This window comes from uncultured Butyricimonas sp., from assembly GCF_959596855.1.
Taxonomy (GTDB): Bacteria; Bacteroidota; Bacteroidia; order Bacteroidales; family Marinifilaceae; genus Butyricimonas; species Butyricimonas muris.
The window spans coordinates 1-24,046 of record NZ_CAUFYA010000015.1 but is presented as its reverse complement, the minus strand read 5'-3'; the positions used below and the strand labels follow the sequence as shown (position 1 = coordinate 24,046).

Annotated in this window: 15 protein-coding genes and 1 pseudogene; 1 reads left to right on the top strand and 15 read right to left on the bottom strand. The window is 42.0% G+C overall.

Going from position 1 to position 24,046, the window contains the following annotated elements; all coding sequences use genetic code 11:
- Window positions 1–84 precede the first annotated feature (84 nt).
- The 3 genes from Q5866_RS08600 to gcvT form a co-directional block, all read right to left on the bottom strand.
- The gene (locus Q5866_RS08600) at window positions 85–1,002 is read right to left on the bottom strand and encodes an NAD(P)-dependent oxidoreductase (protein ID WP_099294337.1); all 918 of its coding nucleotides are present in this window, start codon (window positions 1,000–1,002) and stop codon (window positions 85–87) included.
- 97 nt (window positions 1,003–1,099) lie between these two features.
- Window positions 1,100–2,179 (bottom strand): 3-phosphoserine/phosphohydroxythreonine transaminase, encoded by a 1,080-nt coding sequence (gene serC / locus Q5866_RS08595; protein WP_303179845.1) that lies wholly within the window; start codon window positions 2,177–2,179, stop codon window positions 1,100–1,102.
- Window positions 2,180–2,404: 225 nt separating this feature from the next.
- Entirely contained in the window at window positions 2,405–3,502 is a 1,098-nt protein-coding gene (gene gcvT / locus Q5866_RS08590) for a glycine cleavage system aminomethyltransferase GcvT (protein ID WP_303179864.1), read from the bottom strand.
- Between the two features lie 320 nt (window positions 3,503–3,822).
- Here gcvT and Q5866_RS08585 point away from each other — a divergent pair, with 320 nt between their 5' ends.
- Complete coding sequence (locus Q5866_RS08585; RefSeq protein ID WP_303179844.1) at window positions 3,823–4,170, top strand: STAS domain-containing protein; 348 nt, start codon at window positions 3,823–3,825, stop codon at window positions 4,168–4,170.
- A gap of 62 nt (window positions 4,171–4,232) precedes the next feature.
- On the opposite strand, the gene Q5866_RS08580 is transcribed toward Q5866_RS08585, so the two are convergent.
- The 12 genes and pseudogenes from Q5866_RS08580 to Q5866_RS08525 all read right to left on the bottom strand — a co-directional run.
- A complete protein-coding gene (locus Q5866_RS08580) occupies window positions 4,233–5,360 on the bottom strand; it encodes a type II toxin-antitoxin system HipA family toxin (protein ID WP_303179843.1) in 1,128 nt (375 codons plus the stop codon).
- Window positions 5,347–5,670 (bottom strand): helix-turn-helix domain-containing protein, encoded by a 324-nt coding sequence (locus Q5866_RS08575; protein ID WP_099294344.1) that lies wholly within the window; start codon window positions 5,668–5,670, stop codon window positions 5,347–5,349. Before Q5866_RS08575 ends, Q5866_RS08580 begins: the two co-directional genes overlap by 14 nt.
- A gap of 490 nt (window positions 5,671–6,160) precedes the next feature.
- Window positions 6,161–8,776: a zinc-dependent metalloprotease gene (locus Q5866_RS08570; protein WP_303179842.1), complete on the bottom strand. Its 2,616-nt coding sequence runs from the start codon at window positions 8,774–8,776 to the stop codon at window positions 6,161–6,163.
- Between the two features lie 39 nt (window positions 8,777–8,815).
- A complete protein-coding gene (locus Q5866_RS08565) occupies window positions 8,816–11,389 on the bottom strand; it encodes a zinc-dependent metalloprotease (RefSeq protein ID WP_303179841.1) in 2,574 nt (857 codons plus the stop codon).
- Between the two features lie 20 nt (window positions 11,390–11,409).
- Window positions 11,410–14,097 (bottom strand): zinc-dependent metalloprotease, encoded by a 2,688-nt coding sequence (locus tag Q5866_RS08560; protein WP_255469626.1) that lies wholly within the window; start codon window positions 14,095–14,097, stop codon window positions 11,410–11,412.
- Between the two features lie 169 nt (window positions 14,098–14,266).
- The gene (locus Q5866_RS08555) at window positions 14,267–15,850 is read right to left on the bottom strand and encodes a PKD-like family lipoprotein (protein ID WP_176555162.1); all 1,584 of its coding nucleotides are present in this window, start codon (window positions 15,848–15,850) and stop codon (window positions 14,267–14,269) included.
- Between the two features lie 19 nt (window positions 15,851–15,869).
- Window positions 15,870–16,544: a DUF4843 domain-containing protein gene (locus Q5866_RS08550; RefSeq protein WP_186978352.1), complete on the bottom strand. Its 675-nt coding sequence runs from the start codon at window positions 16,542–16,544 to the stop codon at window positions 15,870–15,872.
- A gap of 18 nt (window positions 16,545–16,562) precedes the next feature.
- Entirely contained in the window at window positions 16,563–18,038 is a 1,476-nt protein-coding gene (locus Q5866_RS08545; protein ID WP_186978353.1) for a RagB/SusD family nutrient uptake outer membrane protein, read from the bottom strand.
- Window positions 18,039–18,077: 39 nt separating this feature from the next.
- A complete protein-coding gene (locus Q5866_RS08540) occupies window positions 18,078–21,503 on the bottom strand; it encodes a SusC/RagA family TonB-linked outer membrane protein (protein WP_186978354.1) in 3,426 nt (1,141 codons plus the stop codon).
- An 87-nt stretch (window positions 21,504–21,590) separates the two neighbouring features.
- The gene (locus tag Q5866_RS08535; protein ID WP_303179840.1) at window positions 21,591–22,778 is read right to left on the bottom strand and encodes a FecR family protein; all 1,188 of its coding nucleotides are present in this window, start codon (window positions 22,776–22,778) and stop codon (window positions 21,591–21,593) included.
- A gap of 58 nt (window positions 22,779–22,836) precedes the next feature.
- Complete coding sequence (locus Q5866_RS08530) at window positions 22,837–23,382, bottom strand: RNA polymerase sigma factor (protein WP_186978355.1); 546 nt, start codon at window positions 23,380–23,382, stop codon at window positions 22,837–22,839.
- 437 nt (window positions 23,383–23,819) lie between these two features.
- Window positions 23,820–24,046: pseudogene (locus Q5866_RS08525) on the bottom strand (ornithine carbamoyltransferase subunit F); the annotation flags it as partial.

Genomic DNA, 24,046 nt, shown 5'->3' with positions numbered 1-24,046 from the left:
TTTTAGATTTATGATTTATGATTTACGATTCAAGACACAAAAACATTTCAATCTAAAATCGCAAATCATAAATCTAAAATTAATTTATTTGTTTACTCTGAATTTCTCGTCGCCTTTCTCGATGAAGTTCACGATTTGGCGAGCGGCAGCCAATCCGGCATTCACATTAGCCTCTTCGGTCTGAGCACCCATCTTTTTCGGGGTAGCGAAGAAACGACCTTCAAACTTGTTGAAGCAATCGCAATCCGGAGCGATATCGGTGATATAGTGGAAATCAGCTCTTTCTTCCATCAATTTACCCAAACCTTCCTCATCGATAACCTCTTTACGAGCGGTGTTTACCAACACGGCACCCTTCGGCATATTCTTTAACAAATCATAGTTGATAGATTTCTTGGTTTGTTCCGTTGCCGGGATATGCAAAGAGATATATTGACACATACCATACATTTCTTCAGCAGAATGTAACGGGGTAGCACCGGCAGCCTTGATTTGTTCGTCCGTCATGAACGGGTCGAAAGCGTACACTTCCATACCGAAACCGCGAGCGATACGACCCACATTCTGTCCCACGTTTCCATAAGCGTGGATACCGATTTTCTTCCCCTTCAACTCAGAACCTGACTTACCGTTGAAGAAGTTACGAGCCATGTAAACCATCATACCGAAAGCCAACTCAGCCACTGCGTTTGAGTTTTGTCCCGGGGTATTCATAGCTACCACGTTATGAGCGGTACAAGCAGCCAAGTCGATATTGTCAAATCCGGCACCTGCACGAACGATCACTTTCAATTTCTTGGCAGCCTCGATAACTTCTTTTGTAGCTTTGTCCGAACGGATGATCATGGCGTCAACGTCAGCCACGGCAGCGATCAACTCGTCTTGAGAAGTATATTTTTCTAATAATACCAATTCGTACCCCTGAGCCTCTACGATCTCACGAATCCCGTTTACAGCAACCGGAGCAAACGGTTTATCTGTTGCAATTAATACTTTAGTCATGATATTTCAATTTTTGATGTAAAAAAAAGATTTACGATTTTAGATTTCGAGCACAGCGAAAGCAATGCTCGTAAATCCGAAATCGTAAATCAATAAATTATTTAATGTGAGCAGCTTCAAATTCTTGCATTGCAGCAACCAAAGCTTTCACGTCCTCGATAGTACAAGCGTTGTAAGTAGAAGCACGGAATCCGCCTACTGAACGGTGTCCCTTGATTCCCACGATATTCTTTGATTTAGTGAAATCCAAGAATTCTTTCTCCAATGACTCGTATCCTTCTCTCAACAAGAAAGGAATGTTCATTCTTGAACGAGAACCTTCTTTCACAACCGGACGGAACATCTTGCTTCTTTCCAATTCGTTATAGATCATATCAGCTCTCTCGATAGCCAATTTCTCCATAGCTTTCACGCCACCCATTTCTTTAACCCATTTCAAGGTTTCTTTTACCCCGAAAATGTTCACGCAAGGAGGAGTGTTGTACATAGATTCTTTATCCACGTGAGTTTTGTATCTCAACATGGTCGGGATCATTCTGTCTGCAACAACGTTGTTAGCCAAGAAATCATTGTTGATGATCACGAAAGTAACTCCGGCAGGTCCGAGGTTCTTCTGGCAACCGCCATAGATCATAGCATATTTAGACACGTCAACCGGACGGCTGCAGATGTCTGATGACATATCACAGATTAAAGGCACCGGAGAAGTCGGATCATAGAAAATTTCCGTACCGCGGATCGTGTTGTTGGAAGTGATGTGCATGTAATCCACGTCTGAAGGGATCGTGAATTCGGGATAATAAGTAAATCCATCTGCCTCAGAAGAAGCAACAATTTCTACATCTCCCCACATTTTAGCCTCCTTAATAGCAGCGGTTGACCAAGTACCGGTGTTCACATAAGCAGCTTTCTTCTTGAAGAAGTTGAACGGGATCATGCAGAATTGCATGCTGGCGCCACCACCCAAGAAAATTACGGAATATCCTTCCGGGATGCTCAATACTTCTTTGAATAAAGCTACAGCTTCGTCATACACAGCTTGAAAATCAGAAGAACGGTGAGACACTTCCAAAATAGATTGTCCCGTGTTACCAAACTCAAGCACAGCTTTTGATACATTTTCCAATGTAGAATCCGGCAATTTACAAGGTCCGGCATTAAAAATGTGTTTTCTCATCTCTAAAATATTTAATAGATAATTAATACTAAAATCTTGTTTATAATCACGTTGCAAAGATGCAAAATAAGTCGGTATAAAAGACTTTTTTCCGTAATTTTTATTCGCATTCGTTATTCGCTTGATATCAACAACTTCCGCCTTTCCGAAAACGTTTTTATACCTTCAAAGACAAAAGCACCCGTTTGCGGGTGCTTTGTTATCGTTCAGCTCAAAAGCACCCGACTAAAAGAACGGGGTTTTGACGATTTTCGCTTTTAAAGCTTTATTTCTTACACGGATGAAAATCTCGGTATCCAGCTTGTGGAAACCGCTCTTCACGTATCCCGTACCGATTGACTTGCCTGTCAACGGGGAAACAGTACCCGAGCAAACCACCCCGATCTCGTTTCCTTCCGCGTCCTCGATCACGTATCCCTGACGAGCGATACCCTTATCCAGCACCTCGAACGGTTTCATGTAGCGGGCAGGCTTGTCATTTTTCATTTTTTCATGGTACGCGCGGTTGATGAAATCATTTCCCGGTACAAACTTCGTGATCCAACCTAATCCGGCTTCAATCGGAGAGTGTTCGTCATCAATTTCATGCCCGTACAAGCAGAAACCGGCTTCCAAACGCAAAGTGTCGCGAGCACCTAAACCACAAGGCTTAATACCGAACTCTGCGCCTGCCTCGAATACGGCATTCCAGATTTTCTCGGCGTCTTTCACGTAAGCGTAAATCTCGCAACCGCCTGCTCCGGTATATCCGGTCGTGGAAAAAATTACTTTGTCTACCCCGGCAAACGGAATTTCTTGGAAAGTATAATATTCCATATCCACCACGTCAGCGGAAGTCAATTTTTGCATTGCTTTCAATGCTAACGGTCCTTGAACGGCAAGTTGACAGATATTCTCGGAAGCGTTCTCCAAATCCGTATCCAAGTTCATACCTAACTCTTTCGCCCATTTGGTACACCATGCCCAATCCTTATCGATATTCGCGGCATTCACCACCAACAAATACTTTTCAGCACTGAAACGATACACCAGCAAATCGTCCACGATACCACCCGTTTCGTTCGGGAAGCAACTGTATTGCACTTTACCGTCAGAAAGAGCGGCCACATCATTGGACGTAAGTTTCTGCACCAACTCGAAAGCCTTCGGACCTTTTACCCAAAATTCTCCCATGTGAGAAACATCGAACACGCCCAATTTCTCGCGTACGGTATTATGCTCGTCCTTGATACCCGTGTATTCTATCGGCATATTGTAACCGGCAAACGGAGCCATTCTTGCTCCCAACGCCTCATGAAAATGTGTAAATGGAGTAGTCTTCATCATTATTTATCGCTTAAATATTCATTATATTATTATACTATTAACTATAACGCTCCGCAAAGTTATAACTTTTATTCATCCCGCCCACCCTTTCTTTAAAAATATTACTTCTTATGAAAAAAGTTATGCATAACCACACATATTATCCTTTCTTCCAAAAACTTATATCCCGTATCCAAGCGAAGTAAACAAATTTTGCAAACGATTTAATATTATTTTTCTCCACAGATACCTTAACGAATCATTTGATGATTTATTTGCATTGTCAGCAAAAATGATTACTTTTGCTAAATAACCAGTAATTAGAAACAACAAAGACCATGATAATTAAAGTAACAGAACAAAATGGCATCACCTTCGCCGAATTTACAGAAGAAGTGACTCGCTTCACTCTTGCGTTGTCAGAAGATGTTAAGTCTGAACTAAGACCTTATTTGAATAATCCCAGTTGTCGAATGATATTCGATTTCAGCCATATAGAATTCGTGGACAGTAGCGCCATCGGTACGGTCATCGCTCTTTTCAAAACAGCTAAAAGTGTCGGTTCCAACTTGAAACTTTGCAACCTATCCCCGGATGTTTTGAAGATATTCGAACTTCTACACCTGCAAGTCATTTTCGACATCACGGGAACACGAGAAAGTTGCGTAGCTTCCTACGCTCAATAAGAAACTTAAAGACCGTCTAAATTATCGAGGACGGTCTTTAAGTTTTTAGAAACTCCCAAAAGTTAACAATTTCCATCATGAATGACACCTTGCCAACAAGGAGATAAAATATCTTGACAATGTTCGTAGACCGAACGAATAATATGAATTCCCTTCTCCTCGTTTATCCGGATACTTTTTCCCACGGCAATCATATCTTCCAACGACGGATTCCCGCTATTATTCACGGAAGTTGCATGTTCCCCGTTATACCCTGCACGGCAAAGAGTTAAATCATATGCCGGAGCCAATGTCCAAATCCCATCCCTACATATAAAACTAAAATTCTTCGCATGATCATCCTTATTTGAGGTCAATACATTAAAAACCATACGACGAAACATCTCATCAACCGCTTTTGAGTCTTGCGTTAAATACCCCGTAAGATGTAATAATATTTTGTAATCCAATTTCGGTAACAAAATAGATTCATTCAATAAAGCACCTGCCGTAGCAACGTGCAGGCGTTCCCCATTCTCAATATCAAAACGCATGGATGCAAAATACTTTCCCTCTAAAAGTTTAAAATCAGGTATTTCAATACCACATCGCCTTGCTGCCAAATTATATTTATATTCCGTTTTCCCCATGTCCGCGGGATCGTAGATATGCCTGAATTTGACAAGCCAAACCCCATCCGCATCCCGATACAAGCATTTAGGTCTACATCCCCCGGAATTACCACTATTAAAATAGAGAACCTCTTCCCCCTCGTCTGTCTTTTCACCTAAAACAGCCAACGCCAATTCTTGTAACTCATCTAATTCCGGCAATGTTTTATCCTCACCAATATAAGATTCAGGAACATAAGACAAGGCTCCCATGCCCGTACGTCCGACAATACTTAATCTTTGTAATGGCGTTAAAGTTGAATCATCAATCTTTTCTTTTCTCAGAATACGATTTAACAAATATCGACCATAACCATCAGGCAAACTATCTTCAAATATCCCGAAATTCCCATAAAAAGGCTCAGGTGACGCGATAAATAAATCCGGCTTTAAAGGCAAGTCCAAAGGAGATATGGAGAAACCGGATACCAACCAATTTTTATCATATTGAAAAGCACAACGTCTCCTGTCAGGAGTCAAAGTCAATTCGCCTACTTTCCTGTCGCGATACATAACCGTGAGCTTGTCAACTAATTTCATCTCGTCCCCTTTTTCTGTTTCTATTCTGATTTATCGTATCAAGTTCCTGCATCGTGCTGTATTTCGGTTCCCCAAGCAGAGCCTTAATCTCTTCCGTGTATCCAAGCGCTTTACAAAGTGCTACATAAGATTCCAATGAAATTTTATGCACATTCTCAAATTTCACAATTGTAGCTAATGGCACCCCACTCATCTCCGAAAGCAGTTTGCGGGAATAATTCTTCTCTAACCGCCTCTTCTTCATATTCCGCGCTAAAATTTGCAAAAGTTCTTCTATCGAAACCAAATCAAAATCATATATAACTTTCATTATTATAACTTTTATATCTCAATTTGATATTTAATATATACTATTATATCTATTACAAATATAGGAAACATTACTCATTCTTCAATCATTCACTACCTGAAATTCCTTCATTTTTAACTTTCAATTCTCTATTTTCAATTAAAAACCCGAAAAGACTTTTCAAGAGCATGTCGTTTCCTCACAAATCGCCTAAAACCTACTGTAATCCCAAGGTAATACTACCTCTACCTACTTACAGAAAACTTACACCACTCTTATATCCCCGGTGTCTAACGATGACACAAGGATAGAATAACCGCCTTATAAGCAAGTAGAGGTAGTATTACGTTAGGATTACCACGGGTTCTCGAATATTTTCCCAAAACACGCTCAGAAATCCAATCATTAAATAAAAAGATTGCCGCCCAAAAATTTTACTTTTTAGGCGGCCTTCAGAACCATTCCGGAATTTCCCGAAACGAATTAATCTACCACAAACTAATTAACACTATCAACCTTTCAACGAACGATTGATTAAAAACATCAAATAATCGTAATGAGCCTTCGTATCCGCATTACCGGACCCTTGGCGTTTTTTTACCTGTTCTATTACTTTCAAATAAAGATTATACCACAAATGATTCGGATTATCGACAGCCATATTCTCCACCAGCCAGCGACTTCCGAATCCGGCAACTTCCGGCATCCGGTTACTTTGTTTACCATTCAACGATTCGACAGATTCATGCAACACGTTCTGAGACTTCGCATAATAACGGGAAGCATTTTCACGATTACCATTGATATCAACAGTATTCCGCACATTGGTCAAGAAAGCCACTTGCAAAATTCTTTCGGTTTCTGTCAAATTGCGTCCCTTTATGGTCGGCTCCCAAATCATCTTGTACAAATCTTCCAAATACTCTTCCGGGGTATAATTACCCTTGTCCCGGTAAGCCACCAGTGAAATACGGCGAGTACTGAACAAATCTGTTTCTTCATCCGCCTTACTCAAGAAATCTTTCAGTATCTGACGAGCCCGGGAACCGTCGAATTCCAAATTCTCCACCACTTCCGGACGATCTATCCAATCTATATCTTTCAATTGCCCGATCACGAATTTCAACGAATTCTTCTGTACCTCTTTCGGAACAGCAACAAAAGTTGAAACCGGATCACCGACATAATGCTGATTCAGATAAAACCCTCCCAAATTCATGAACACGTTAAAGATATAGCGCTTATAATAATAACCCACGTAACGATATACCATATTACGATACGTGTAATCGATATCTTCTTTGTCCAACCATTGGTTCATATTCTCCATCAGGTATTTCAGATTCCGAATCCCGTAAGTACTTGCTTTAATGGCGTCATCACCCAAATCTTCAGGCAAGGAAGTCGGATCGAACATCGTCAACGTGTAAGGTTCCGGGTCAAAACGATACATCGGATCTCCCACCTTTTCCGCGATCCACTTTTCTACCACCTTTTGTTCGTCTTCAAGTGTCTTTACGTCAAACACGGGTTGATATGCCACTTTCACGGCATGATAGTCTGCCACCCCCAGTCTTTCCGGAATCAAGACAACATCTTTGTCTCCCGGTTGAGCCACATAATTATAGCCCATGTTATCCATGATAGAAGGGGTTATACCGTATTTCCGGGTAAAAGAAGCAGAACGCAGGGAATCGGTCGGGTAAGCATGAGATGCCGGCAAGTTATGAGCGAAACCCAGAATATGTCCTACTTCATGTACAATCATCCCCTTCAAACCTTCTCCATATTTCTCCAACGGCAATTTCATCGTGCGGACGGCCTCATCACATGAAGCTGTCTGAACAAAACGTTTTAAGTTCACCCGCCTCAACATATCATGAAATATCTCGATAGACGCGTTCATCACTTGCCCCGACCGCGGATCTACCCAACGAGGAGCCGTCTTGAAACTTTCCACCCCGATCGGGGCATAACGAATACACAAGAATTTCATGTTATCCGGATCAAAAGTCGTATCATTAACCGGGAAAGCCTTCACTTGAAGCACATTTTTAAAACCGATCGCCGCGAAAGCCTTATTCCATTCTTCAATTCCGGCTTTGATATATTCGCTCCAACCTTCGGGGAAATTATTATCCACGTAGAACACAATCGGCTTCTCCGGTTCCACTAATTCTCCACTTTTATATTTCGCCACATCTTTCGGTTGTATATCCCAACGTGTCATATAGTGCGTAACCCGGGAACCATCGACTTTAGTCGTCATATTCTCCCGTTCGGTCGTCGTCACGTTTACGCGAGGATCCCCTAAACGGGGTCTCATCAACTGTTCCTCTCCCGGTAAAATAAGTAATGTCCGGTTTAACTTCACCGTCACCGGTTCATCCTGCACGACCAGATATTGACCGTTTACCAACAAATTCTGAGTATAGGTTTCAGTTGAAATAATCGAAATATTATCCTCGAAAGCCTTGATATCATCCAAACGAGTCAACTCTTCTTTCAACTTCACATCTCTCTGACCGTCCCCCAGTTCATCCACACGTTTCCCCTCGTCAGCAAAAGGAGTCAAATCATTATTCTGTTTCAAGAAAAAATCCGTCATATCCACCACTACGGCAGTACTGTCCGGACTATAAGCCTCTACTTTAAAAGCATACCGGATCGGTGGTTGAGTACTTTTACGAACAGCTTCCCGCATACCTTCCTCGGGCGAATCGGTAAGCATCGGATTCGTTCCCCACTTACGCGTAATCTCATGCATTTGCAGGGTAGAATCTCGCAGCGTGAAAGCGATATGCAAGGGATCGTTGATCATCTGCCCGACAGCCCCGTTACCATTGTCACTGGTTTCGACGAAAGTCGTTCCCAACAAGTATTCCCGTCCCAACAGGGATAAAGGATACTCGAAATATAGTTTCCCCCCGACTTGATGAAGCGTGATCAATCCTTTTACCGTTTTTATTTTCTTTCCTTTAAACAATTTCTCGTACTTCGTTTCCGGCTCTTGTTGCACGTTCTCTTTCGTCGCTTTCTTCTTCCGGTTCTTCGCGACTATATCCGCCGGATTCACCTGAATAAAGAATGCCAATAGGATTATTGATAGTATAAAACCTTTATTCATATCTTCTATTTATAAATTATATCGTTCATTAAAACTTCATTACCGGGCATTTCTAAAATCTTCAATCATCTCGAGCAGATAAGAATAATGAAGATTCGTTTCCCTGTCAGCTGTCCCGACTTTTTGCCTTAACAGGTTCTCAACATGTTGTAACAACAGGTAATAGAGATGTTGCGAATTATCATGAGCCACGTTATACACACCATAATGCAGACCGAATCCGGCAACGTCCTCCATATGTCGGCATCTTTCGCCCGACATACATATCCTTTCGCCTGCAAACATCGGTTCTCGGGACTGCCGCTCCGACTCTGCCTTGTAAGCAGGAGCCAATCGGGCAAACAACCCGTTTAGTACAACTTGTTGCAGATAACGTTCGGATTGTTTTGGTTTTCTTCCCTTTAACGTCGATTCCCACACCCCGGCATAAAGGTCATCCAAATATTCTTTCGGGGTATAGGCATCCGGTTCCCGATAAGCACAAAGAGATACCCGTTTGGTATTTAATAATGCCCCCGCGAAAAAATTAATAACATCCTGTGATTTTGGTGCTCCCACGTGCAGATTGCCAGTATACGAGAAATCATCCAACCACTCCAAGTTCTTCAAATGTTTCAACAGAAAAAGAAAGTTACGTTTCTGAATATCTTTCGGCACAACTTGAAAACTCGGCATAGGATCACCCACGAAACGTTCCGTCAGGTAAACACCCCCGACATTCATGTAAGCGTTGTACAAATATCCCCGACATTGGTAGACTATCTCGTCATAGATATGCATCCGGTAAGAATAATCCTTATCCCGCGGCTGCATCCACTCATTCAAATGATTCAGAATATATTTTAGATTAGCCATTCCATAATCACCCGCTTTCACGGCATCGTCACCCAGATCTTCCGTCAAAGCACTGGGATCATAGACACCGCGAATTTGTTGTTTCCCGTAACGATACATCGGATCACCCGCTTTTTCAGCAATCCAGTCTTGTACAACTTTATTTTCTTCTTCCATCGTCGTAGCGTCGGGCACCGGCTGGTAATTAACCTTAATCGCGTAATAATCATACACGCCCAGTTCCGGCGGTGTTAAACGCACTCCTTTATCCCCCGGTTGCGCCACATAATTATACCGGGCATAATCCATGATAGAAGGTGTAGTCCCGTATTTTGCCGTAAAAGTAGCAGAACGAAGCGAATCTACCGGAATGGAAAAAGAAGATGCCATATTGTGCATCAATCCCAAACAATGTCCCACTTCATGAGCCACGATGTAACGCATACTTTCATACAGCACGTCATCAGGCTGTTTCACGGTTCTTACCCGTTCGTCCACCTGTGCAGTCTGCACGAAACGCATATCGTTTATCAACCGGATGACATCATGATAAATATAAACAGAAGCGTTAATTATCTCACCTGTTCTCGGATCTGTCCACGAGGGTCCCATCCCGTTAGCGATACTGATCGGGGCATAGCGGATACAACTGTATTTCAAGTTATCCGGGTCAAATTCGGGGTCGTCTGTCGGGAAATCACGACTAACCATCACGTTTTTCAAACCGATTTCTTCAAATGCCTTGTTCCATTCCCGAATCCCGGCATGCACGGCAGCTTTCCAATCTTCCGGAAACCCGTTGTCCACGTAAAACACGATCGGTTTTACAGGCTCCACCAATTCACCCCGCTTGTAGGCTTCCATATCTTCAGGCTCCACTCGCCAACGGTTCATCAAAAAAGTATATCTGGAACCGTCTGTTTCCGTTGTCATATTTTCTTTCACGGAATAGAAAAGCCCTACCCTTGGATCGGCCAATCGCCCGCGCATAAGATCTTTCTCCGGGAGCAGGATCATCGAACGGTTCATTTTTACCGTTACGGCAGTTTTTACACTCTTCCCCGTTACCGGTGACATTAGGCTTTGATCATAAGAAAGTGAAGATATCACGGCAATATTATCCTCAAAAGCCTTGATGTCATCAATATAAGAAACTTCCCGGTTAAAAGTAGCCCTTCGCTTCAACTTCCCGTAACCGGTAGAGCGACTATACGGATCAAAAGGAGTCAAACGAGCATCATCAGCTAGAAATAACCAAGTCATATCAAACACGACTGCCGTACTGTCCGCATTGTAAGCCATGATTTCCATCGCTTTAAGCACAGGTGGAATATTACTGTTCCGAATCGCCCGATTGTACGATTCCTGATCTGTATCACTATATACTTGAAGTACGGACGGCAGACTTATCTGTACCAATTCAATCTTCTTATCCCTCTTTTGAAACGCTATATGCAAAGGATCCGTGGGTTTCTGACCGATAATGGCATTTCCGTTGTCACTAATCTCCACCACGGTCGAACCCAACAGAAATTCTCTTTTCAGCAGAGTCAAAGGAAATTCAAAATAGACCTTATCTTCAAATTTGTGAAGCGTGATCATTCCCTCGCGAGTCACGTACTTTTTCCCTTCAAAAAGCTGGTCATATTTGCTCTCCTTCTTCTGCTCCACACACTCATCCTTCCCTTTCTTTTTCCGTCTTTCGGCTTGTACCTCCACAACATCCGTCAACAGAAAAGAAAACAAACAGAATAGAACTAAAAGGAAATTCTTATTCATATATCTTGTTTTAGAATGCATCACTTATTCTTTAAAAATCCCTCGATCTGTGACAACAAATAAGCATAATGTCCCCGAGTCTCACAAGTCCCGTTGTTTTTGTTCTCTTTCATCAGATTTTGTATTTTCAATAACATCTGATGTAAAAGATGCTGATTATTATCATTCGATACATTCGCCACGTACTGGATAAAGTCATACCCGAACCTGCCATTCAAGTTTTGTTGAAATTCCATCTCGTTCGAGAAGCGATCAAAATTCGCAGTTTTCATACTCATTGCTTTCCTCTCTGACACCCCCTCGATCATTTCCCGAATCCGGTAGTCCGGCAACCCGGCGTGACCGCCACAAGAACAACTGTATGCCGGACGGGATTTAGCCAATACCATATCTGCCATAGTCTTCCTTCCCGATGCCGGATTCACGTCACGAATCAAGGAATTCACGATTTCAGTTTGTAGGATACGTTCCGATTCGGTCGGGTCCTTTCCCCTGATTGTCGATGCCCATATCATATTGTAAAGATCATCCAAGTATTCTTTCGGGGAATACGCTTTCGGGTCCCGATACACACCCAGCGCCAGACGTTTGGTTGTTACCAACGAACCGGCAAAAGCTTTCAGTAATAAACGGGCGTTCGAACCGTCAAACTCCAAATTCTTCACCACGTCGGGACTATCCAGCCACTCCATGTCTTTCAACTCGTTAATAACGAAACGTAAAGCCCGTCTTTGCACCTCTTTAGGAACAACTTGATAAGTTTTATAAGGATCACCGACATAATGTTCATTAATATAGAATCCTCCAACATTCACCAGAGCGGTATAGATATATTGAGAATACTGGTTACAGATTTCACGGTAAATATTATCCCTGTAAGTGTAATCTTTATCCTGACTATCCATCCAGTTATTGAGATTTTTGAGAATATATTTCAAATTCCGGATACCATATTCACCCGCTTTCACGGCATCATCACCCAAATCCTCCGTCAACGACGACGGGTCAAAAGTCCCGTACCCGATTTGCTGTTTCCCGTAACGATACATCGGATCTCCGATTTTATCCGAAATCATTTTCCGCAGAACCGGCAATTCTTCTTCCGGCGTACGAGCGTCCAACAGAGGCTTGTATCCCCATTCGATAGCATAATAGTCATACACGCCCAATTCGGGTGGAGTCAACGCAACCCCTTTATCTTCCGGCTGCGCGATATAATTAAAGCGGGCATAATCCATAATAGAAGGGGTAGTCCCGTATTTTTTCATGAATTCCGCATCCCGGTAAGATTCTACCGGAATCGAAGCCGACGAAGCCATGTTATGCATCAATCCCAAGGTATGCCCGACCTCGTGAGCCACGATATATCGCATACTCTCGAACAAAACATCCTCCGGCAATTTAGTCGTACGTACCCGCTCATCCACTTGAGCGGTCTGCACGAAACGCATGTTATTCACTAATTTAATCACGTCATGGTAGATCAACACGGAAGCATTCACCACTTCACTATTACGAGGATCAACCCAAGACGGTCCCTGCGCATTAGCCATCCCGACCGGACAATAACGCACGCAGGAATATTTTATATTGTCCGGATCGAATTTCGGATCATCTTTCGGGAAGTCATAAGACTGCACGGCATTTTTAAAACCGATCTTTTCAAAAGCCTTGTTCCAAATTCTCACTCCGGCATGAATCGCGGCTTTCCACTCGTTCGGGAATGCATCATCGACATAATACACGATCGGCTTCATCGGTTCTACCAGTTCGCCCCGCTTATAAGCTTCCACATCCTTAGGCTGAAGATCCCAACGATTGATATAATACACATCTTTCACTCCATCCTGTTCGTCCGTAATAACTTCTTTGCCGGAAACAAAATAACCGATTCGGGGATCGGCCAGCCGGGGACGCATAGTCGGTTCCTCCGGCAATAAAACTAATGAACGATTCACCCCCACGGTTACCGGTTCATCCATAACCAACACGAACATCCCGTAAAGGGCAATATCCTGCAAATAAGAAAGTGAAGAGGTGACGGAAACATTATCCGAGAACGCCTTTATGTCCCCGACATAAGACAATTCCGACTGGAAACGCTTTCTCCGTGTACCCTGTCCGTAATAAACTTTTTTCCCGTAAGGATCAAAAGGATCCATCCGGGAATCATCGCTCACGAAGAATTTGGTCGTTTCAAAAACAACTGCCGTACTATCGGCATTGTAAGCCTTCACCGCAAATCCTTCCATAATAGGCAAACGGGTTCCCTTCTTCATGGCCTCTCCGATGTTTTTATCCTTGCTCTGGCTGAAAATCTGTGCCCGAGAAGGATTCGTCACTTCGCACAGGTAAACCATACTATCGGTCATCGTGAAAGCTACATGTAACGGTGTCTGATTCTTTTGTCCCACCAATGCATTCGAGTTATCACTAATACTGGAAACAGTCGAACCGAGAAGCATATCCCTTCCCAACAAGCTCAACGGAAACTCAAAATACAATTTACCATCCACCTTATGAAGCGTGATCATCCCTTTCACCGTGGTACACTCTTTACCTTTAAAAAGCTGGTCATAAGCAGATTCCTTAGGAGTTTGCACCTCCTCCGTTTTTCCCGCTTTTTTCTTTTTCTCCCTCTTTTTAGCATCTGCAATCAACGGAATACAGACAAGAGTCATCAAAATAACTAAAACTCTGATTTTCATAAATACTTCTAATTTACATACAATTTATTTCATCCCAATATTTATACAACGCTCTCCCGTTCTGGAACAAACAAGACTTAAATAAATCTCTGTTCCAGCCGATTAGAGGAAGCCCGAAAAGAATTTCAAATGAAAAGACCTTCGGGACTCCCTTGTTTTCTGTTACAAATTAAAAACTCCAACTATTACCGTAACCTACCTTGTAGCGGATGTGCACGATCTCACCAAAATCATGAGTGGAAGCATAAAGCAATTTTTCTTTCTGGCCATTCACGGCTTTTCTCGTCAAATCCAACACGTAGAACTCTCCGGATTGCATACCGATTGCCACCCTGCGACTACCAACACATTCCGAGTCGATAGCCGTAATAATCTGTCCTTGTGGAAATTCATAATACTTTTCTACTGGTAACTTAGCATCACGATCATATAACCACAGCTCGTTATCTTTAGAAATCAATACATAGGGAGTTCCGAAATCTTTCCCGAACACCCACGAACGCAACACGTTAAACACGTTCTTTGAAGTTCCGTTTATCACTTGACTCAAATCTATCTGCCGTTGCAACACCGGAAATGCCGAAGGATTAGCAGATTCTTTCATCTCGTTCACCCGAAAATCATGCGTGTAATAATTCCCGGTTGTCCGATCCCGCAAAATAGAGTAATATCCTTGATCACCACGTCCTTCGTTAACCTCGTAATACCCGGTATGCAAGACCTCCATTGTACCCAAATCATTCAATCGCGCAAAGTCCGGGGCATACGCGGATTCATCCACTGCAAATTTAAACACCTTTCCAGCCACTTCTTTGCTCAGGTCGGAAATTGCTAAGAATCGGTTGTTCACTTTATCATACATCACGGTAAAACCCAATCCGGCAAAGGGAGCCAGCACAAAACGTGAACCATCTACCTCTTCTCCCTCAAATATCAACGGACGATCGATAAAATAACCGGAATTATACAACTGATCGGTCAATTTCTTGCGAGTATACACTTTCCCGTCATGATTCACCACGCAGGTCAACCACTTCATATCAATCATATCTATCGGTTTAAAATCCGTCGGCAGATTCCCGTCCAAGAAGATATTATTTAACAATACGTCTTTCGTGAAATCCTGTCCCGATAAATCAACACATCCTTGACCGCCGTTTTGCAACACCCAGAAATTTCCAAGATCTCCGCCACCGGCAAAATGTTCCAACACCCGAACCGGTTCCGAGCCTAATTCCTCGTCATTTACCAACCGGTAAATATCCGGTACGTCTTCGTACGTGAATTTTCCATAGTCACTCCCGTCATCCTCATTTTTTTCCCGAATATAGGAAAGAACGGACTTCCCGTTTTGTTTCGCTAGAACAACCCACGCTTCTTTGGCATAAGGAGAAGTCAAAAGAGCTGATATTCCCCCGGAATAAGCGACACCGGTACGATTATCAATTACATTCATATAAATACTCTGGTAATTGACCACGGTATCGACCACCCATTCCAAATTCCGCTGATCAGAAATTTTCCTTCCGAGGAAAATCCATTCATAACTCAAATCAACATCATTACTGTCAATAGCAAAGGTCAACTTAGGTGACAATTTAACCGTTTCCCCCAAAACCGCTTCAAAATAACTTGCATCAAAAGTAACCGTAATATCATTCTTGGGGTCGTATGAATAATTTCCCTTATCATCATAGCAAGAACTCATCCCTAAAATCATGACGAGTAAAAAAAGTATATATCTTATTTTCATTGCCATTATTTTTTAATCATTAATAAATAGGCACCGTTAAATTCAACTCCGGATGCAAAGTCAAGTAATCTTTAAACTCTAATGCCAACAGCCGTAATTTAGTCGGATTTTCCTTTAACAACACTGGAATTTCCGTTGCATCTATTTGGGTTGCAATCAAGAAATGTTTGTATTTCTCCGGAGAATATTCTCCCAGATACACGGAAATGATATCCCCTTCCCACCAGAGCGGTTTGCTTTCCACGTTGTTAAAATGCACTTTTACCGTACGATTGCGACTTAATCCCGGAATAAAGCCATTTCCCTCTTCCAGTTTAATCATCAACGTCACGGGACCATCACTCAATCTTTCGGTCTTTTTCAACACCACATAAAGAGTATCTTTCAACTGATTCGCACCGAATTCAGGCTCCAAATCCAAAACATACTCTTCCAGAAGTGCCGTGGTTCCGGTATCAACCACGGAAACACGGTAATTAGCTTTTTCCGTGAGGAGATTACCCATTAAATTGACCTCAAATCCCGCTTTATACTCATCACTTGTCGGATAATGCGAAAAAGACACGGAAAGATCGGCACTATCCAGACTTGTCGTGAAATAAAGATATCTTTCGGATTGATAGGTCATTGTTTCCTTTTCACTACAAGAAAAGAGAGCAAATACTATCGCTATTATAGTTATATAGTTCTTCATATACATCTTACTATTTTATTAATGAATCAGTTGATTGTCAGGAAGAGGCAATACTCTGCCGATCGTGTATCCCCAATCATTCGGGGTCATATCATACTTTTTATAATAATAAAACAACTGTCCTTCCCCTATAAAATCCCTTCTGGCATCCCTCAATATAGCTTCTTGCATCTCCTCCAGACTCCCGATCTGAAGTTTACCGCCCCGGATACCTCTTGCCATTCTAACCTCATCCAATTTATTAATTCCCAACTGCGTCTGTCCTTCCGTGTAAAGAGCCTCACTGATAATATAATACATCTCGCTCAAACGTACCATCGGTATCAAATCCTCCCCATAAGAATTCCCGACCTGTGGGGTATATTTTTTCGAGTAATAATAATAATCATCCACAACCGAGAATAAACCCAAACGAGCGTCTTCCGTGTCAATCTCGTCGTAATCCTCGTTATAGATAATCGCGTCATAATATACAGGTAACTGAATATTTTCCGAACCGAGATAATGGCTATAATCATCTATTAATTTCTGGTTGGAAAGAGCGAAAATCACTCCGTCGTACAATTTATAGTTACTGTTATAACTCCCTCCCCCGGTAAATGTAAAACATTTATTGAGATACATCCCATTCTGATAAGTCGCATCCAGAACTTCCTGCGCATTCTCTCTTGCCTGCGTCTGTTTGTCACCATAAGAATATACCCGGGCTAAAATTGCACATATAGCATAGTAATTCATCCGGTATCCCCGGTATAAATAGAATAAATCATCCGGCAAATTTTTATCTCCTCGTCCGCCTTCTATTCTCGCGCTGGTTTTCATCCAAGATCTATGATCGCCCACCGTATCAAAAGGAGCTACAAGATTCTTGGCTTTCAACAAATCACGCTCTATTTTTTCCAGAATCACACTCACGCTCCCTCTGGGTTCCGAAGTCGACCCGTATCTTTCGTAATACGGAATGTAGCCTTTATCATCCGCCACCTTGGGAGCCGGAGCAAACAAACGCAACATGTCAAAATGCAGATAAGCCCGCAATGCCAAAGCTTCCCCGTGAATCATATCCCGCTCGGACTCTCCCCCGACAAATTTCGACGGGTTCTCTCCATCGATACGGGCAATAATGTTATTACAATTTGCGATAGAATTGTAAGCTTGTGACCAGAATGCCTCAGTAATAGCCTTCACCCCCGTGGCGTTGTATTTTCCTAACAACACGTCATAATAATCATGGGTACTGCAATCATAGTAAATCGTCAACGGATCATACACCCACCCCATCACATCAACAAAACCCCATGTTAATTCCCTGCCATACATTCGCGAAGTCGCCATATCCCGATAAACTCCATTCAACGCATTCCGGTAGCCATCCCCGGTCGCGAAAAGAGTTTCCTCGTTTACCTGATCATCAGGTGCAACATCCAACCATTGCTCGCATGAACCCAACATGAACGGCAACAGCACAGCTAATATTATCTTATTTATCTTCATATTCTCTTGATTTCTAATTCCTAAATAACTAACTCCGATTTAGAAAGTCGCTTTTATTGAAAAATTCACCGCTCTGGCAAAAGGATAACTAAGCCCGCGTTCCGCCTTAACAGATGAAATTCTGAAAAGATCGTTCGCCCCCACTTCCAAACGCAACATACCCAAATGGGCTTTCTTTATCAATTCCGAATTAAAATCATATCCCAAAGTGATCGAATTCAATGTTACCACGTTATAATCCTGTACAAAACGTTCTGTCGGATTTGTCGTTTCAATACCGTTTCTTCCGGTTTCAAGAGCTTTAAATTTAGCTTTATCACCCGGTTTCTTCCAACGGTTGGTAAATACTCGCTTATCCACGTTTGAAGTATACAGATTGGCATTTTCAACCTTGTCAACTAAAGTCTGGTTGTATTGCTGCCCACCGAACTCGTACATAAACGTCGTGTACAACGTAAAATTCTTATAGTTCACGTTAAAACCGAACGTTCCCTGTGCTTTCGGTTCCGTATTTCCCACGACAACCTGTTCCGAACTATTCCATGTATAAGTAACGGAACCATCACGATTAACCAGCATCTCCTGCCCAGTAGCGGGATCTATTCCTAAAGATTTCATCGCATAAATCGAAGTCAATGAACCTCCCTCTTGGTATTTCGTGATAGGCTTGGAAGTGGAACCGTCATAAGCATTTGACTCTGCAAAGTTTTTATCTACCGCATCATTATAAGCCTTCAGACTCTCGGAAACTTTCAATATCTCATTCTTATTATGAGCCAAATTGCCGAATACGGAAACATACCAATCGTTATTGCGGAATACATCGCTTTTCAATTGAATCTCGTATCCTTTGTTCATCACTTCTCCCAAATTATCCATGTAAGTCGTGAAACCCGCTGCACTCTCGATCGTCACATCATTGATCAGATCAATCGTTTTTTTCCGGTAATAGGAGAATTCCATCTGCAACCCGCCATTAAACAGTTGTACATCTATACCCAAATCCAACTCCTTCGTTTTCTCCCAAGCCAGATCCTTATTTCCCAACGCCATCAATGAAGCGCCAAAGCCTGTTTTATACCATTCTTCACTCAGTATCTGGTATATAGTCTGTGCCGCGTAAGGCGGGAAATTTACTTTACCGGTCACCCCGTAAGATCCTCGGATTTTCAGCACATCAATATAACCGTATTTCTTCATAAACTCGTAATTATGAAGATTAATACCTAAACCTCCCGACCAGAAAGGAGCAAACCGTTTATCGGAACCAAATTCGGAAGAACCGTCTGTTCTCACCGAAAGATCCAACAAATAGATATTATTGTAAGTATAGTTCAAACTTCCCAACACACCGAACAAACGGGTACTGTTCTGACTTACCGTCGGTTTCTCCACAATTTCCTGCGCGTAATTGGGAGAATGTAACGAACCGGAAGGAAATCCCCTGTAAAATGCCGATGTCGTAGAAGTATGCGTAGACGTTGCGTTAATACCAATATTCAGATTGATATTGTGTCCGCTTATAGTGCGGTTGTAAGCCAAAAAAGCATTCAAATCCCAATCGAACCCGTCACCAGCACTTGTACGAAGCTCTCCCGAACTACTATTGGCCGCACTCAACACCTTACCGTTACGCATTGACTTCGGATCAATAAAATCGTCACTTTTCGTGTTTTTCTTGGTTAAACTGAATTGTCCTTTTATTTGCAAATAATTATTCACGTACCAGTTGGCACTCAAATTATTTATCAACTCATCCACTTGTGACTTATTAAAACTCTTTAATCCGGCCTCGTACAAAGGATTCTTTAACTCCGACGAAGATCCCCCATGCCAATTAAAGGTCTGTTTCAAGTAATTCCCGTCCGCATCCTTATACTCGTCATACGGTTGCTTTGAAGTATAGTCCGAGAAAGTACCGTAAGGAGATTCTTCCGATCGTGTAATATTATAAGATATATAATTCTTTACTTGGAAAGAACCAATCCGGTAATCAATATAAAAACCAACCCCCATACGATCCCGGTAAGATTTTTTCATCACACCGTCTTCATTATTATAGAGCATATCCAACCCGAAACGAATATCATTGGTTCCCCCTTCTATATACAAACTGTGTTTATGATTAAATGCCGTTTGTAACGGCTTGGCTAACCAATAGGTATCAACACCGTGAGCAACATTGTTGAGCTTACCATTATATTCTACATCATATTTATTCTGATCAGAATAATTAGTAGCCTTATAAATGCCTGCCGCCACCTCTGCTTCCAACTTTTCCTTTGCGTTCATCAGGTTATAGTCGGTCAGATCCGGTGCCGTCACGGTTCCCGTCATACTATAAGATACCGATACTTTACCCGGAACAGGGGCAACGGTAGTGATAACCACGACACCATTAGCCGCACGGGACCCGTACATAGCCGAAGCAGCCGCATCTTTCAGTATCGTTATACTTTCAATGCGATTCGGGTCCATATCATACAATTTCTCCACGCTAATTTGGAATCCGTCCATGATAAAAGTCGGCAAATTCGGGTTGTTTTCCAGTTCTGACTTGGAAAGATTCTTCTTTCTATCCAGATCTTTCACCCCGATACCGGAACGTCCGCGGATATACAATTCGGGCACGTTGTTCGGGTCCGAACCCCACTGGTTATTTTGCTGGATACGAAAAGAAGGATCAAAAGTCTGCAACGCTTGAATTACATTCGTTTTGGAAACCTTCAACAAATCTTCTCTCTTCACGGTAACGGAATTTCCCGTGAAACTCTCTTTTCTGATATTGGCGTACCCGGTCACGACAACTTCCTGCATCTCTTTCACGTCCTCTTGAAGGCGAATGGATATCTCCTTTGCATCATCTTTCGGATCATTCGGCAAACGATATTCTTTAGTAACCATTCCCACGAAAGAGAATACCAGTATCGTGCTATCCATCTTCGGTACCTCAATCGAGAATTTCCCATCGATATCAGTCACGACACCTAAAGTAGTACCTTTGATAAGCACGGTAACCCCCGGAAGAGTTATCCCCTTCTCGTCCATAACCTTCCCTTTGATTTTCCTGAAAGTTTCTTTTTTCTCGTCATCACCTCCTTCCTTCTTCGAAATAACCAGAAAATCGTCTACCATTTTACACTCCAATCCGCTGCCTTTCAGTGCCTCATTCAAAGCATCTTTGGCATTTACATTCGTCAGCCGAACGGTTACGCGTGACATATTCTTCAACAAGGTGTTATTATACACCACCACGTAACCGGACTGCGCTTCCACTTCCTTTATGATGTCTTCAATCAGAGCATCCTTAAAGGAAATACTAACTCTTTCCTGTGCAACTCCTGTTTCAGCATGTAACTGGAACAGAGTTACAAAAACGATCAATAATTGCAATCGCATAATTTTCCATAGTTTAGACCATACTTTTCCCTCCCGGAAAAGTTCATCCGTTAAAATTTTTTTCATAGATTTGTATAACTATTTATTTAAAATTCTCTCTTGCAGGAGAGGGTTATTAAAGAAAAAAAGGGGAAGAGGCCAATCTTCCTCTTTTTATTTTTTACTTATCCATATCGTTCCATCTTTTTGTATTGAAAATTTTAATGATTGAGTATTTTCCAACAATTTAAGAATAAAATCTATCGGTCTGTTACGCAAAGCTGCACCGGAAAAACAGACATCCCGTAAAGACTCGTCCGAAAAATAAAACTTCACATCATACCAACGTCCCAATGCCTCGGTAATCTCAGATAAAGGAGTGTCGTAAAAATAAAAAGTCCCGTGACGCCAAGAAGTATAATACTTCAAGTCAACCTCTTTTACCGTGATTTCCTTGGACGTTTTATCGTAAACGGCATGCTCCCCGACATTCACCCTCTTCATCGAATGATCACCCCATAGATTTATTTTCCCAGAAGTCAATGTCGCACTACAATCCCCTTTTTCCGGATAACAGGAAGCATTAAACGAGGTTCCCGTCACTTCAATTCTCGCATCCCCCATCAACACGTTAAAAGGTCGCTTTGCATCTTTTTTCACTTCAAAATACGCCTCTCCCGTCAACTTAACTTCCCGGGTATCTTGCCCGAAGCACAACGGGTATTCCATCTTCGTTTCAGAATTCAACCATACTTTCGTTCCATCCGACAAGATCAGCATATACTCTCCCCCGCAAGGTACGACAATCTTATTATATACCAATTTACCGACTTTATCCGTTTCGCGCAAAGAATCATAATAATTCAATGTATTACTCTTATCCCGGAATAGAATTTCCTGATCAAAATAACCGTCCCGTATCGTAGAATCACTTACATCCTTAAGATTAATCTCCCGCCCATCAGACAAATAAAGAATAGCCTTCGCTTCCCCCGGTTGAATATCGTACTTTGCAATCACGGGGATATTTGTATTTTCCGTCGTACGATCAAAAACATAATAAGCCACGAGTCCTGCTAACAAGGGGAATACTATCGCTGCCGCGTACTTTAACCACGAATATCTCCGCATAACGGGCGACGGCTTCACTTGTTTCATGACTTTACCCAAGGCCAGTGGTTTATCCAAACGGTCATATCCTTTTAGCAAAGCACCGCATTGAATAATTGATCGGATATCCTTGTAAGCACGTTTATTCTCGTCGGAAGCCTCAAGCCATTCTCGCAAACAGGCTTTTTCTTCCCCGGAACATTCATCTCGAGAATCCCGCCATATTATATCTTCTATTTCTTCTTTCATCATAATCCAATATCAATTCTTTACATAGAAGACGAAAAAAAACAGAAACGGGTGAAAGAAATTACTCGAAAATCGTGAAAAAAGTAAGAAATAATTTGAAATCTTCTTTGTTCAAGCTCTCCCGAAGAAGCTTTAAGCTTCTGGATAGCTGCGTTTTGATCGTGTTCAAGGAAACATGCATTTCGTCTGCAACTTCCTTGTATTTTTTGTTATCCACACAGATAGCGACAAACACATAGCGACATTTTTCCGGCAAAGCTTCTATCGCCTCCAACAATTTATCCATTGTAGAATCTTCCTCCGATTCCGTATGGAAAAAATATTCCAATTGATCTGCTAATGAATTTATATCAACCGTATCGTACTTTTTAGCCCGCGACAGATCAATACATGCATTACGCACCATCCGGTATAAATAAGAACGAGCAGACATAGTCCCTGTCCCCTCCTGAAAAATATCCCAAAATCTCACGAACACGTCCTGCACGATATCCTCCGCCTCAGAAAAATCACCGCAAAACCTTACCGCATACAAGCACAAAGCCTTGTAGTTTTTGTTAAACAGTTCAACAAACAATTTTTCTTTATGTACTAATTCTGAAGACATCACCTTCGTTTTTTAAGCACAATACCATCTAATTGCGCACGTAAAAATATAAAATAATTTCGGTCCATTTATTGAACATCTTATTTTTAAATTATAAACCGACTTTTTTCTATTTAGAAACGAAGGACAATAGCATTATAAAATATCATTGCCGATCCGATCATTCTCAACTGGATTAGTATTCTTTATCAAAAAGTTATCTCACTGAAATAATACCCCTTGCTCGAAGCCCTCACGAAGCTTCGCCAGAGCATCGCTACACGGAGCTATTCGAGCCACGGGGTATCTTCCGGACAGCTTCGAGGGAGGGGTATTATTTCCCAATAATTACCATTAATCTCCATGGCTATAACGGAAGAAACCCGCTTGATAACAAAATCAAGCGGGTTTCTTTATACAATATAATCGGGTATTTCTACCGATCATGAACCAAATCTTTAGTCACCCAAAGTAGCAACCATCACAGCCTTGATCGTGTGCATACGGTTCTCTGCCTCATCGAACACGATAGAATTTGCAGACTCGAACACGTCTTCGGTTACTTCCAATCCGTTCATGCCGAATTGTTTGTAAACATCACGACCTACTTGAGTATCAAGGTTATGATATGCCGGCAAGCAGTGCATGAATTTGCAGTTCTTGTTTCCGGTCAATTCCATAACTT